Raw genomic sequence first — 13,720 nt, 5'->3', positions numbered from 1 at the left:
GTTATTTGGCCTCCTTCAGGTTTAATGTCAATTGTTCAAAAGCCTCGTCCAGACGCCCCTGCTCGGTTCGAATATCCCGTACTCCGAGGTTCTGAGCGAATAGAGCCGCCAGCGTCACATCCGTATCCTCTGTGGCCAGATAAATCCGCCCGTCCTTGTCGTAGCACTCCGATACCATCGGCAGCCGGCGAAGTTTCTCCCGGAGATCGGGCCCTTCGTCCCGCGGCAAAACCGATACGGCCCGCTTGACGATCCGGGACTTGATTTCTTCCGGCGTGCCGTCCGCCACGATACTTCCCTGGTGGAACAGCAGGATCCGATCGGCATTATCGTCGGCTTCCTGAAGGTAATGCGTCGTAAAAATCACCGTTTTTCCCAGAGCGGCGAGTTCCCGTACCCGGTCCCAGAAACGGCGGCGGGCCGAGATGTCCAGCCCCACGGTGGGCTCATCGAAAAAGAGCAAATCCGGGTTGCCGGCCATGGCGAGGGCGAAGCCGAGATTGCGTTTCTGGCCGCCGGAGAGCTTCTCCGCAAACCGCTTCAAATCGCCTTCCGCAAGCCCGGTGAGCCGCACCAAAGTTTCCATATCAAGCGGGTTCGGGTAATAGCTGCGCACGAGTTCCAATACTTCCTTCACCCGGAGCCGGTCCATGACGCTGACCTCCTGCAGCATGGCCCCGGTTCTTTCGCGGACCGTCCGGTCTTTCGGCGGTTTGCCGAACAGCCGGATAGTGCCCTCCGTGGGCTCCAGCAGGCCGAGCATCATGGAGATGGCCGTGGTTTTTCCGGCGCCGTTTGGCCCCAATATGGCGATGATGTCGCCTTTATCGATGCGGAAGGAGATGCGGTTGACCGCTTTTTTGTCTTTAAACGTCTTGCTGACCTGGTTTACTTCTAGTATCGATTCCATGGGTACGCCTCCGTTGATTGTTCTTGATTCCCTTGATTTCAATGTACAGGACGGAGGAGGTAAGCGTTAGTTAGGAGTGTCAGGTTAGGAGGGTGACAATTGTCACGAAAAAAACCGTTCGTCTCCGCAGCCTTTTCGGGGCTTATCGGTACGAACGGTTTTGATCTTTCCGGCGGTCCTAGATCGCTAAATCTCTTTGCGGCGGAAATAAATCAGGCCGGCGGCAAAGAAGAGGATGAAACTGCCGAGCACGGTGATCATCAGATTTTCCAGCGGCAGGTTGAATGCCCCGTAGCTCTCCATGCCTTTCGGCATCATGGCGAGAACGGGCTGGGCCCAGGGATAGTACGGGCCGTAGGTGCTGGAGTTGACGATCAGCATGTTCGGAATCGTCAGGGACACGTTGATGGCCAGCGGAGCCGCGAAGCTTGCCCAGGTCAACGAGACGCCAAGCTGCAGCGCGACCAGCGGCAGGCAGGCGATCCAGCCGCCGAGCTGACTGCCGATCAGCATGCTCCAAGGAATCGGGGCGTCAAAGCCCTGAATCTTGCCCGCCACCAGGATCGCGGCCAGGAAGATCAATTGGCAGACGGCCAGCAGGCCGGCCACGACGGAGAACTTGGCCAGATAGACAGAAGTGCGGGAAACCGGAAGAACGAGAAGCTGTTTCCAGCCGCCTCCGGTATGCTCGTAACGGCACAAGAAAGCCGGGAGCAGACCGGAGATTATAGGCAGGAACAACATACCGTGGAGGATGGACATCGTTCCGGCGATCACCGTCCACGGATCGGTTCCCTCCGGCGGATTGGAGAGCACGCCGATCAGGATCGAGAGGACGGGACTCGCCAGCAGAACCAGCCAAATCCGCGATTTCGACATTTTTAGGCGTTCCGACGACAGGACGCGAAAAAAGGTGACCATCTAATCCACATCCTTTCGGTTAAAATGCATCAGACCCATGAACATGATCAGGAAGCCGGTGACGACTCCCGCTCCGATAAACCATTCCGCATGGGGTCCTTCGTAACTAAAGCGCGGCCAATTGAGCGGAAAGAATTCCGACAGCTGGGAGGCGAAGGGCGAGATCAGCGCCAGGGCGACGCCGAGCGAGACCGGCAGCGATTGATTGCGGAACGTCAAGGACAGCCACAGCTGGAGCGCCAATAATGGCAGGGCGCCCAGAAAGGGAAGAAAGCCGACTTTCACCAAAGTTTCGACGGGGATGTCCGTGCCGAAGCCGAGCGCTAAACCGAGGAGCGCGGTACCGATCGGCAGTAGCAGGCACGAAACCGTCAGCAGCAAAAAGCAAAGCGTAAACTTGGCGCTGAACACCGCTGTCCGCGAGATCGGCAGCGCGAGCAGCTGCTTCCAGGAGCTAGTCTGATGCTCGACGTTGGCGACGAGCGAACTGATCAGCGTGACGCCCAGGTAGAGGGCGATGGGGACGAAGTCAGCCACATTATCGATCAGCCCTTCCCAAAGGTGACCCGCATACTGTCCTTTCAGATAATCCAGCCGCAGCCCGAAGTTCAGCGCCTGCATCGCCACCAGCCCGATCGGGGCCAGGAAAATCAAAAACCAGATCCCCTTGCGCCGGATTTTCAGAAAGTCGGAGGACAACGAGCGCAACATCATGGCCGGCTCCCCTCCCCGATCACCTGCATAAAGATGTCTTCCAGCGATTTCTTGTTCTGCTCGACCCGGTAAATGTCATGCCCGTTTTCGACAAGCCTTTTCACGAGCAGGGCGACCTGCGGATCCTTCATCCCCGGGAAGACGAGCGTGCCCTCCTTCAGGGTCCCGGAGGCTCCCATATCGCGGGCCAGCCACAGCGCCGAATCCGGCTCCGAAACCACAAGTTCCATATCGTGCGAGGCCTGAAGCTTGAGGTTGTGGATTGTGTCCTGGAACACCATGCGCCCTTCGCGGATGATGCCGACCCGGTTGGCCATTTGCTCGACTTCGCCGAGCAGGTGGCTCGAGACGAGGACGGTAATGCCGTATTGACTCGGCATACTTTTGATCAGCTCGCGGATCTCATGAATTCCGGCGGGATCCAGTCCGTTGGTCGGCTCGTCAAGAATGAGCAGATCCGGGCTGCCGAGCAGGGAGGCCGCGATGCCGAGCCGCTGCTTCATACCGAGCGAGTAGCCTTTCACCGGGCGGCGGGCTTCGCTGGTCAGCGAGACGATCTCCAGCACCTCGTCGATGCGGGACTTCGGCGTCCCCAGGATCCGGCGGATCGCTTCCAGATTGTCGATGGCGTTCAGATGGCCGTAGTAGGACGGATATTCTACCAGGGAGCCGATGCGGCGCAGGATCTCCAGCTTCTCCTTGCGGAGGTCGCGGCCGAATATCCGAATCGAGCCCTCACTGGGCTGGATCAAGCCGAGCAGCATGCGGATGGTCGTGGTTTTCCCCGCGCCGTTCGGGCCGAGAAACCCGTAGATGTCGCCCTTGGCGATCTCCAGGTTCAGATGATCGACGGCATAACGCCCTTTGTATTTTTTCGATAAGTCTTCCGTTTGAATAATCATTTCACTCACGTGGTATCACCTCGGTAACTATCATAGCTGCCGAAGGTTAAGAGTGAAGGGGGGCCGAGTTTAAGTTTTGGTTAAGATTCGAGGGACAGGCGCTCCATCAGCCAATCTTGATAATAGCGATCAAATTCCTGCAAATCTGCATGCTTTTTTCTAGTTCGGGGCCGAAAATTCAAAATCCCTGCGATTCTGCAGGAATTTTCGACGAAACCGACTCGCTTCTCTAAAATCGCTAGAAATAGCTGCAGATTTGCATCTTTTTTCGCATTCGCGCGGAGATCGGCCTAAATACCTGCAGATTTGCATCTTTTTGAGTTGGAAGGTGGGTGGAAGTGCGGCACGGGAAAAAAGCCTGCGAATTCTCGCAGGCTTTTACTCGCCAGGCATTTACTTTACGAGCGGGCTTGGGGCCGCCGTAAAGATATAGGTTCGCGTGCCGCGCTCCGCCGTTGACTCCGTTTCCCGGCACAGATTCATCTCCCGCAGCAGCAGATCGACGATCTGCAGGCCGAGGCCGGCTCCCTTGGAGGGGGAGACGGCGCCAAGGCCGGGGCCGCGGTCGGCGATGACCAGCGCGGGCTTGCCGTGCCGCTCCGCCAGCGAGATGCCGACGTACCCGCCGGAGCGGGCGTGCCGGACCAGGTTCTGGAACAGGTTGTCGAGCACGCGGCGAAAGCCCTGCTCGTCAACGTTCCAGATCAGCGGTTCGTCCGGCAGGTCGATGTCGGCTTCGATGCCCGCCTTTTCCCACAGCGGGTACCAGGCGGCGGCGCTGACGCGGACGATGCGGAGGACGTCCCGATCCTCCGGGTTCAGAGCATACCTGCCGCTGGAGAGCAGGTTGTAGGAGAGAAGATGGTCGATCAGCGTGCCGAGATCCTTGATTTTGACTTCCATCAGCGCCAGGACTTCGCGGCCCTGCTCGGACAGCGGTTCCTTGCGGAACGAGTAAAGCTGTCCGCCAAGCACCGTCAGCGGAGTACGCAAATCATGCGACAGGTTGCCGATCAGGTTCTTGCGGAGCTCCTCCTCCTCCCGCTCCCGCTGCCGGCTCTGGCCAAGCTCGTCGACCATCCGGTTAAACGCCTGTTCCAGGCGGCCGATCTCATCCGGGCGGCCCTCGGCGATCCGTACCGGCAGCCCGTTAGGTCCCGTCCGGGCCATCCCCGTTTCAAGGCGAAGCAGACGGGTCCGGATATCCCGGAAGAACAAGTAGGAAATCAGGATGAAAAACGCAAACATCATGAACATAAACAACCCGTAAAAGCGGGAGTCCCCGTTTCGCTCGGTCGACGATTTGTACATATGGGCCCGAGGGAGCTCAAAGACCATAAAGCCTTGGTTCCCCGGACTTTTCTTGGAACCGATAAAAGCCACGATTGTAAAAGGATCGCCGTTGACGGCCCTTTTCATATAAGCTATCGCGTCCTCCGCCGACCACTTGGCCGGCAGACCGCTCCGTTCAGGCAGCTGGAGGCGGGTCTGACCCGCGCTGTCGACCCAGAACAGGGAGGCGTCGGGGTATTCCCGCTTCAGCTGCCGGAGCCTTTCATCAATCGCTTGCGGGGCTTTTCCCCCTAGAGCCTGGGCTTCTCCGTGCCACATGGTTTCCAGATCCAGCCCCGACCCGTAATCGCGCACCGTTTCCGCGGTCCCGGGAGCCGGAGGGAAAAGCAGCCGATTAACGCCCCAGGAAGCCGCAAAGCTGACGGGAATCAGGATCGGGACGAGAACGAGGGCAAACCCGATGATGATCAGATAACGGGACAGCAGGGAGTTCCGGAACTTGGTTTTGACGTAAGGCTTCATGCCCGCACCCGGTACCCGATCCCCCGGATCGTCTCAATGATTTCCGGCGACGCCGGGTCCCGTTCCAGCTTCTCCCGCAGATGGCGGATGTGGACCATCAGGGTTTTGTCGCCGTCCAGATAAGGTTCTCCCCAGACCGACTCGAAGATTTGCTCCTTGGTCATGATCTGGCCGAGATGGCGCAGCAAGTATTGAAAAATGTGAAACTGCTTGCCGGTCAGCACGATTTCCTCGCCGCTCTCCCGGTTCTTGATGATGTTCTCCTTCTCGTAGATCAGCAGATGGCCGAGCTGGAGCGGTTCGGCGGAAGGGGCCCCGCTGCGCCGCAGCAGTACCTCGACCCGGGCGGCCAGCTCGTCCGGATGAAACGGCTTCGTGAGGTAGTCATCGGCGAACTGCAGTCCCTGCAGCTTGTCGTCGATGGAGGTCCGGGCGGAGAGCATCAGGATCGGGAGGCCGGGATATTGTTTCTTCAGCCGCTGACCGACCGTGAACCCGTCCAGACCGGGCAGCATGACATCCAAGATGGCCAACTGGCATGAGGCGGCCTCGTCGACTGCCCGATCCCCGTTGGTCAGCCAGATGACGCCGTACCCGCGTTCCCGCAGGTCTTGATGCACCCAGTCCCCGATTTCTTTTTCATCTTCAATATATAGAATCGTCTTCTCATGGATCATCCGAGATCATTCCTTTCCGACTCTATTGTGGCAAATTCATAGAAAAAAAGAAACTCCGACGACTATATAAATTGAACGAGGAGTCCGCGTAGGCAGCGGCTGAATTAAATGAATATCTCCCGTTAATTCGGTGTCTATCCGGAAGTAGAGGTCATTTAGCTGGAATATTTCCCGCTAATTTCTTCTGAAAAGCGTGTCTCAGCGGTTGGACCGCAAAATAAATGGAGTTTTTCCATCTAAATCGGACTCAAGGACCAAGTTTGAAAAATTAGCGGGAGGTTTTCCCGTTAATGCATACATAGCAACCCGGCAAAAACCAAGTGATTCTAATCACAAGCCGAGCGGTTCGGCTGTGCTATTTTCGTAGTGAGAATTGTTATCAGTTAATTGAATCAGGCCCGTAACTGTCGGGTGGATCTGGCCATATGGATTTTAAATCACGAGGAGGATGAACGATGAGCGAGCTGATCAACAACCGGGAGCACGCTGTGCCGGAGCAGACCCGGCGCCAGGCTTTGTTGAAGGAAATAATCAAGGAGCTGCACGGGGGCAAGAGCGTGGACGAAGTGAAGGCCCGTTTCGAAGAAGCGGTGGGCGATGTCACGGTGGCGGAAATATCCGCCATGGAGCATGCGCTGATGGAGGAGGAGGGCATTCCGGTGGAGGAGGTTCAGCGGCTGTGCTCCGTGCATACGGCCATTTTTAAAGGCTCGATTGAAGAGATCCACCGTTCGTCCAGACCGGAGGAGCAGCCGGGACACCCGGTGCACACCTTCAAGCTGGAAAACCGCGAAATTGAGAAACTGGTGAATTTCAAACTGAGTTTGCATCTGGACAAATTCCGCAAAGAGGACGGCGAGGAGATCGTCTTCAAGTTGATCGAGGACCTGAACCTCCTGTTGGACTTGGATAAGCATTACAGCCGGAAGGAGAATCTTCTTTTTCCCTATCTCGAAAAGTATGGAATCTACGGGCCGACCAAGGTCATGTGGGGCGTGGATGACGCGATCCGGGCCATGATCAAGGAAGTTAAGGCCAACCTGATGTCCTACAACGGAGACAAGGAGATGATGTGTACCGATGTGGAGCGGATCATTCAGGAAGTCAACGCGATGATCTTCAAGGAAGAGAACATTCTGCTGCCGATGGCCCTGGAAAAGCTGACGGAGGACGAGTGGTTGAAAATCGCCCGGGAGAGCGACCAAATCGGCTTCTGCCTGACCGCCCCCGAGCGGGAATGGGTGCCGGAACGGGTTCCGTTGCCGGGGGCGGACGCGCCGGATGGGACCGGGCTGGCCGAAGGCGAAGCCGAAGCTGCGGCTGAGGCTCCCCGGGGCTTCGTCAAGTTCGAGACCGGCGTTCTTTCGGTAGAGCAGCTGGAAGCCGTGATGAACCACCTGCCGGTTGACCTGACGTTCATCGACGAGAACGATGTGGTGCGGTATTTCTCGCACGGCAAGGAGCGGATTTTCGCCCGCACGAAAGCAGTGATCGGCCGGACGGTGCAGAACTGCCACCCGCCGCAGAGCGTCCATGTCGTCAATGAGCTGCTGGCCGACTTCAAATCCGGCAAAAAGGATGCCGAAGATTTCTGGATTCCGTTTAAGGACAAATTTGTCTACATCCGTTACTTCGCGGTCCGCGCCGCGGACGGCCGCTACCTCGGCACGCTGGAGTTTACCCAGAACATCGCGCCGATCCGGGCGCTGGAAGGACAGAAGCGGATCTTGTCCTGAAGTTCCGAAATGACCGCCTTGGTCCCGCTGGATGCGGGTGCCGGGGCGGTTTCTTTTTCCTCTGGATGTGATAGTTGTCATATTGCTCGAAAGCCTTGTCCCTGCTGGATTCTTGGAGTCCCTCCCTTCTCTTGACCGAATGGGAGGGTTCGCTTATAGTGGGTACGTAGGTATATTACAATTCGTTATTATTTATAGAAAAAGGTGGCTTGTACAATGTCTGAAAAAATCTACATTGGTGTTGACCTGGGCGGAACCGCGATCAAAGTCGGCATCTGCAATGAGGAGGGCCAGCTTCTTCATACCTATGAAGGGCCTACCGAATCGGATAAAGGTGGGGAAGCGATCGTCAGCAACATCGAGCGTTACGTCCGTCTGATTGTGGAGGAATCCCCTTTCGAGTGGGAGCAAGTGGCTGGCGTCGGCGCCGGAGTGGCCGGCTTTACGAACGTGCGCGACGGGATCATTATTTTGGCGCCGAATGTAGGTTTGAAGGATTTCCCGATCCGTGAACTCCTGGAGAAACGGTTGGGCAAGCCGATTAAAATAGACAATGACGCCAATGTGGCGGCTTTGGGCGAAGCCTGGGGCGGCGCGGGGAAAGGCATCGACAACTGCGTATGCTATACGCTCGGAACGGGTGTCGGCGGCGGCATTATTATCGAAGGCAAAATCTATCAAGGTTTCTCGGGACTCGCGGGAGAACTCGGACATATGCATGTGGTGCCCGATCTGGAAGCGATTCAATGCGGCTGCGGCCAAATGGGCTGCCTTGAGACCGTTTCCTCCGCAACCGGGATTATCCGCATGGCCAAAGACGCTGTAGCGCGCGGCGAGCGAACATCCCTCTCGCTGGTCGAGAACATTATGGCGAAGGACGTCTTCGACGCGGCGAAGGCCGGCGACGAGCTCGCGGTTCGCATCGTAAGCCGGGCCGCTTTCTATCTCGGGAAATCGCTGGCCTCGGTGGCCGTGGTGTTGAATCCCGAGCTGTTCATTATCGGCGGCGGCGTTTCGAAAGCCGGGGACATTCTCTTCAACGAAATCCGCAGCGTCTTCGCGAAGCATGCGCCCGAACCGGTTCAAAAGGGCGTACAGATCGTTCCGGCCACGCTGGGCAACGACGCCGGAATGGTCGGCGCGGCGGGTCTGTTCCTTCGTTCCTGATAGCGATTCGAATCTTTAGTATAATATAATATATATAGAGGATTAGGAGAAATTGCGAGGAGGGAAAAGGATGCCGGAAAAAGAAGGTTCCCCGGTCGCCAATCTGTTGATTATCACGGGCATGTCCGGTGCCGGTAAGTCGCTGGCCGTACGCAGCCTGGAAGATCTCGGTTTTTTCTGCGTTGACAATTTACCCCCGGTGCTTATCCCGAAGTTTGCCGAACTGATCGAACAGTCCAAAGGGAAGATCGCCAAGGTGGCGCTGGTCATCGATCTGCGCGGCCGGGAATTCTTCACGGCCTTGTCGGAATCGCTGGCTTATATCCGCGACCATTTTACGATCAAGAGCGAAATTCTGTTCCTGGATGCCACCGACGCCATTTTGGTGCAGCGTTACAAAGAAAGCCGCCGACGCCACCCGCTCGCTCCGGAGGGCATGCCGCTCGACGGCATCCGCCTGGAGCGCAAAATGTTGGAAGAACTCAAAATGTCGGCCACGCAGGTGATCGACACGAGCAACATGAAGCCTGCGCAGTTGAAGGAGAAAATTATTTCCCGGTTCTCCCACCTGGAGAGCAGCAACTTATCCGTTAATATTACCTCGTTCGGATTTAAATACGGCATACCGATCGACGCGGACCTAGTGTTCGACGTCCGGTTTTTACCGAACCCGCATTATATCGAGCAGCTTCGTCCGCACACCGGACAAGACAGCGATGTATATGATTATGTTATGAAGTGGCCGGAAACCCAGGCTTTCCTGACCAAGCTGTTGGATATGCTGCACTTTCTGCTGCCTCAATATCATAAAGAGGGAAAAAGCCAGGTCATCATCGGCATCGGCTGTACCGGCGGCAAACACCGCTCGGTCGCCATCGCCGAATATTTGGGCCGGATGCTCGGAACCAGCGAAACGGAGACGGTTCGCGTCAGCCACCGGGACGAAGGCCGGGACCGGCATTAAGGGCCGCTTAGAAAATCAAGAGGTGAGTCAGAAGTGATCAATCGGGCCAAGGAAGAAAGAGTGCCGCGGATCGTCGTGATGGGCGGGGGAACCGGCTTATCCGTGATGCTTCGCGGATTGAAAGAAAGACCGCTCGATATCACGGCCATTGTTACCGTAGCGGACGATGGGGGCAGTTCCGGCATTCTGCGCAGCGAGCTGCAAATGCCGCCTCCGGGAGATATCCGCAATGTGTTGACCGCGTTGGCGGATGTGGAGCCGCTCCTGTCGGATATGCTAAGCTACAGGTTTGCTTCGGGGTCGGGCCTCGCGGGGCACAGCCTCGGCAACCTGATTCTCGCCGCGATTACCGATATATCCGGCGATTTCGTCACCGCCGTGCGGGAGCTGAGCCGCGTGTTCGCCGTCCGGGGACGGGTACTCCCCGCCGCGGGGCAGGCGGTCGTGCTTCACGCGGAGATGGACGACGGGACGATCATCACCGGGGAGTCCAAGATCCCCGAGGCCGGCGGCAAGATCAAGCGGATCTTTCTGGAGCCGGAGGAAGTGGAACCGCTCCCCGAAGCGGTCGATGCGATCCGTGAGGCCGATGCGATTCTGATCGGGCCCGGGAGTTTGTACACGAGCATCATTCCGAATCTGCTCGTGCCGAAACTGGCCGAAGCGGTGTTGGAGAACGAGAAGGCGATTAAAATTTTCGTCTGCAACGTCATGACGCAGCCGGGAGAGACCGACGATTATACGGTCAGCGACCATTTGCAGGCCGTATATGAGCATGTGGGGCATCATTTATTTGATTATGTCATTGTGAACGATGGAGAAATTCCGACCCAGGTTCAGGATTTCTATGCCGAAAAAGGCGCCAAGCCCGTTCAGGTCGACTGGGATGTGGTTACGGGCCGCGGCTATAAGGTGATTGCCGATACGCTGGTTTTATTCCGGCGATATTTGAGGCATGATGCGGACAAATTAAGCCATCATATTTATCAGTTGGTGCAGAACTGGATTTTACGAAAGAGGTGAGTCCCTTGTCGTTTGCGGCGCAAACCAAAAAAGAATTGACCATGGTCGAAGCCGATTCCTGCTGCGAGCAGGCGGAGTTGTCCGCCCTGATCCGAATGAACGGATCGGTACAGGTTTCGAACAAAAAGGTCATTTTGGATATATCGACGGAAAACGCCGCGATAGCAAGGCGGATCTATTCATTGCTGAAGAAGCATTTTCAAATTCATACGGAACTGTTGGTCCGTAAGAAGATGCGGCTCAAGAAGAACAACGTCTATATTGTTCGGATTCCGGGCCGGGTGCAGGAGATTTTGAAGGATCTGCGGATTGTCTCGGAGGGATTTATTTTCACGCCCGGGATTAATCCGGAGCTAACCCGGAAAAACTGTTGTAAGCGGGCTTATCTTCGGGGTGCCTTCCTGGCGGGGGGCTCGGTCAATAATCCGGAGGGATCGTCTTACCACCTTGAGATTTCGTCGATGTATGAGGAGCACTGCAAATCGCTGGTCGATCTGGCGAACGAGTTCCATTTGAACGCCCGCTGCATCGAACGGAAGAAAGGTTTTATTTTTTATATCAAAGAAGGCGAGAAAATCATCGAGCTGCTTAACATTATCGGAGCCCACCAGGCGTTGTTCAAATTTGAGGACGTACGGATTATGCGCGACATGCGCAATTCCGTGAACCGGATCGTGAACTGCGAAACGGCCAATTTGAACAAGACGATCGGGGCGGCGGTCCGGCAAATCGATAACATCAAGCTGCTGCAGAAGGAAGTGGGCCTCGAAAACCTGCCTGACAAGCTGCGCGAGGTGGCCGAGGTCCGGCTCGCCCATCCGGATATGAACCTGAAGGAAGTCGGGGAGCTGCTGAAGGGAACGGTCAGTAAGTCCGGCGTGAACCATCGGCTGCGCAAAATCGACGAGCTGGCGGAAAAAATTCGCGGGAGCTAAAGTTGTTTTGCTAGTGTGCCGCGGGCTGTGTATGCTATAATGATATAAATTATAATTGTTCACAATTGTGGGCACGTGATCGAAATTGTATTAGGGGGTAAGGTTTGATGATCAAAAACCCGGTAACCGTTCGTCTGAAAACGGGTCTTCACGCCCGGCCGGCGGCGCTTTTCGTTCAGGAAGCGAATAAATACTCGTCCGAAATTTTCGTCGAGAAAGACGATAAAAAAGTGAATGCCAAAAGTATTATGGGGATTATGAGCCTTGCCATCAGCACAGGCACCGAAATTTACATCAGCGCGGAAGGTGCGGATGCCGAGCAGGCTGCAAACGCTTTAATCAATCTGGTCAGCAAAGAGGAATTGGAGAACCAATAAACCTGGTGGACCGGGTTCAGAGAAAGACAAGAGATGATTCCGTTCGGATGAACGGGATCATTTTTTTTGGGCTTTAGCCAGTTGAGCTCTCGAAGCGTGCGAAACAAAAACCGCCTGCTATGCGGGTGGTGTAGTGATGCTTCCAACTCCAAAAAGATGCAAATCTGCAGGTATTTGTAGCGATTTTAGAGAAACGAGCCGATTTCGTCGAAAATTCCTGCAGATTTGCACTGGCCTTGCATTAAGCCTGACATGGTGTTGCCACCCCCGCAATCTCACTTTCCGCCCGTTATAATAGCGGCGTATTGGGCTGCTATTTCGCCCAAATTCGCTTTTTCGGGGAAAATAGCGGCTAAAAAGGGCCTTATTTCGCTGGTGCGAGTCCAAAAATCAGTTTTCGGCCCGCTTTTCCCTAAAATAAGGTCCCAAATGACCTCTATTTCTCATCGAAGGGACAAATTCGACAAAATAACGCCTCAAAAAGCTCTTATCCACCCGCCCGGCTTCTAAGGGAGGCGATTACGGCCATTAGACCCTTCGGGTTAATCGAATGGAGTGAGCCACATTAGTTGGTTATGGGGAAGATTAGCTGGAGAAAATCCCGCTAATAAGCGGGAAGAGGGGGATCGGCCAAAATATCAGGATTCATTCCTGTGCATGCGGGTAACGCAGGTGGATGGGGCAGACTGATAAAGAAAAAGGCTATAAACTTTTTTACACACCTGCAACATTTGATCTTGCCCTGCGTTTAGAAGTTAAAATACCACTCAAATGGAGGGTCTATGATGAAAACCTGGATGAAACCTGTTGGCGCGGTGCTGGTGGCCGGAACGATGCTTGTCGGAGGAACGTTTTTAAGCGGTTCGCTAAATTCCGCGGCTTCGGTATATGCGGCGGAGAACGATCTGCTGCGAAATGTGATTAATGTGGTGGGCAGCGGGGAAATTTCCGTGAAGCCGGATATCGCGTATTTGTCGTTCGGCGTTGAAACCCAGGCGGACACGGCGAAGGAAGCGCAGAGCACCAATGCGGCGAAGATCGCCAAACTGACCACCCTGCTGAAGGATACCTGGAAGATTGACGCGAAAGACATCCAAACCGGACAGTTTTATGTACAGCCGAATTATAGCTATAACGAAAAAGAAGGGCAAAAGGTCAAAGGTTACATCGCCCAGCATACGTTAAATGTGACTTACCGGGATTTGAGCAAAGTCGGACAGCTGCTCGACGCGGCTTCCCAGGCGGGAGCGAACCGGATCGACAACATCCGTTTCAGCGCGGAGAATCCCGATCAATATCAAGCCCAAGTGATCGAGAAGGCGATGGCGAATGCGGATATGAAGGCTTCCGCGATCGCCAAGGCGGTTAAACGCCAACTGGGCGTCGTGGTGAGCGTGACTCAATCCGGAGGAGGCGAAATGCCGATCTATATGCAGAAAGAAATGGCTCAAGCCACTGCCGATTCCGGCGCATCGACTTCCATCGAGCCGGGCGAAGTTACGTTGAAGACGACGCTGAGCGTCACGTATGAAATGAAGTAAGCGGTTTGTGACCCGGGCTCCCTGAATAGGGGACCCGG

13 protein-coding genes are annotated in these 13,720 nt (G+C 55.6%); 7 read left to right on the top strand and 6 right to left on the bottom strand.

The window, feature by feature from the left end; all coding sequences use genetic code 11:
* Window position 1 precedes the first annotated feature (1 nt).
* The 6 genes from LBW89_RS04860 to LBW89_RS04835 all read right to left on the bottom strand — a co-directional run bounded on the left by LBW89_RS04860 (window position 2) and on the right by LBW89_RS04835 (window position 5,939).
* Window positions 2-910, bottom strand: a complete 909-nt coding sequence (locus LBW89_RS04860; RefSeq protein WP_148454648.1) for an ABC transporter ATP-binding protein — start codon at window positions 908-910, stop codon at window positions 2-4.
* Window positions 911-1,096: 186 nt separating this feature from the next.
* Window positions 1,097-1,831 (bottom strand): ABC transporter permease, encoded by a 735-nt coding sequence (locus LBW89_RS04855; protein WP_225038654.1) that lies wholly within the window; start codon window positions 1,829-1,831, stop codon window positions 1,097-1,099.
* Window positions 1,832-2,545 (bottom strand): ABC transporter permease, encoded by a 714-nt coding sequence (locus LBW89_RS04850; protein ID WP_225038653.1) that lies wholly within the window; start codon window positions 2,543-2,545, stop codon window positions 1,832-1,834.
* Window positions 2,542-3,456: an ABC transporter ATP-binding protein gene (locus LBW89_RS04845; RefSeq protein WP_225038652.1), complete on the bottom strand. Its 915-nt coding sequence runs from the start codon at window positions 3,454-3,456 to the stop codon at window positions 2,542-2,544. The genes LBW89_RS04850 and LBW89_RS04845 overlap by 4 nt, the downstream gene beginning before the upstream one ends.
* Before the next feature lie 384 nt (window positions 3,457-3,840).
* A complete protein-coding gene (locus LBW89_RS04840; RefSeq protein WP_148454656.1) occupies window positions 3,841-5,262 on the bottom strand; it encodes a sensor histidine kinase in 1,422 nt (473 codons plus the stop codon).
* On the bottom strand, window positions 5,259-5,939 hold the full coding sequence (locus LBW89_RS04835) for a response regulator transcription factor (RefSeq protein ID WP_148454659.1): 681 nt from the start codon (window positions 5,937-5,939) through the stop codon (window positions 5,259-5,261). Before LBW89_RS04835 ends, LBW89_RS04840 begins: the two co-directional genes overlap by 4 nt.
* 455 nt (window positions 5,940-6,394) lie before the next feature.
* On the opposite strand from LBW89_RS04835, the gene LBW89_RS04830 reads away from it, so the two are divergent.
* The 7 genes from LBW89_RS04830 (at window position 6,395) to LBW89_RS04800 (ending at window position 13,682) form a co-directional block, all read left to right on the top strand.
* Entirely contained in the window at window positions 6,395-7,675 is a 1,281-nt protein-coding gene (locus LBW89_RS04830; RefSeq protein ID WP_148454661.1) for a DUF438 domain-containing protein, read from the top strand.
* A gap of 216 nt (window positions 7,676-7,891) precedes the next feature.
* Window positions 7,892-8,842, top strand: a complete 951-nt coding sequence (locus tag LBW89_RS04825) for an ROK family glucokinase (RefSeq protein ID WP_148454663.1) — start codon at window positions 7,892-7,894, stop codon at window positions 8,840-8,842.
* 70 nt (window positions 8,843-8,912) lie between these two features.
* Complete coding sequence (gene rapZ / locus LBW89_RS04820; RefSeq protein WP_148454665.1) at window positions 8,913-9,806, top strand: RNase adapter RapZ; 894 nt, start codon at window positions 8,913-8,915, stop codon at window positions 9,804-9,806.
* A 78-nt stretch (window positions 9,807-9,884) separates the two neighbouring features.
* The gene (locus tag LBW89_RS04815) at window positions 9,885-10,829 is read left to right on the top strand and encodes a gluconeogenesis factor YvcK family protein (protein ID WP_148455840.1); all 945 of its coding nucleotides are present in this window, start codon (window positions 9,885-9,887) and stop codon (window positions 10,827-10,829) included.
* A 5-nt stretch (window positions 10,830-10,834) separates the two neighbouring features.
* On the top strand, window positions 10,835-11,764 hold the full coding sequence (gene whiA, locus LBW89_RS04810; RefSeq protein WP_148454667.1) for a DNA-binding protein WhiA: 930 nt from the start codon (window positions 10,835-10,837) through the stop codon (window positions 11,762-11,764).
* Window positions 11,765-11,871: 107 nt separating this feature from the next.
* On the top strand, window positions 11,872-12,141 hold the full coding sequence (locus LBW89_RS04805; protein ID WP_114497387.1) for an HPr family phosphocarrier protein: 270 nt from the start codon (window positions 11,872-11,874) through the stop codon (window positions 12,139-12,141).
* Between the two features lie 785 nt (window positions 12,142-12,926).
* The gene (locus LBW89_RS04800; RefSeq protein WP_148454669.1) at window positions 12,927-13,682 is read left to right on the top strand and encodes an SIMPL domain-containing protein; all 756 of its coding nucleotides are present in this window, start codon (window positions 12,927-12,929) and stop codon (window positions 13,680-13,682) included.
* Window positions 13,683-13,720 lie beyond the last annotated feature (38 nt).

It is taken from the genome of Paenibacillus sp. alder61, assembly GCF_020179875.1.
In the GTDB taxonomy this organism is placed as follows: Bacteria; Bacillota; Bacilli; order Paenibacillales; family Paenibacillaceae; genus Fontibacillus; species Fontibacillus faecis.
Note: the sequence above shows the minus strand (reverse complement) of the source record. Positions and strands in the feature narration are given on the sequence as shown.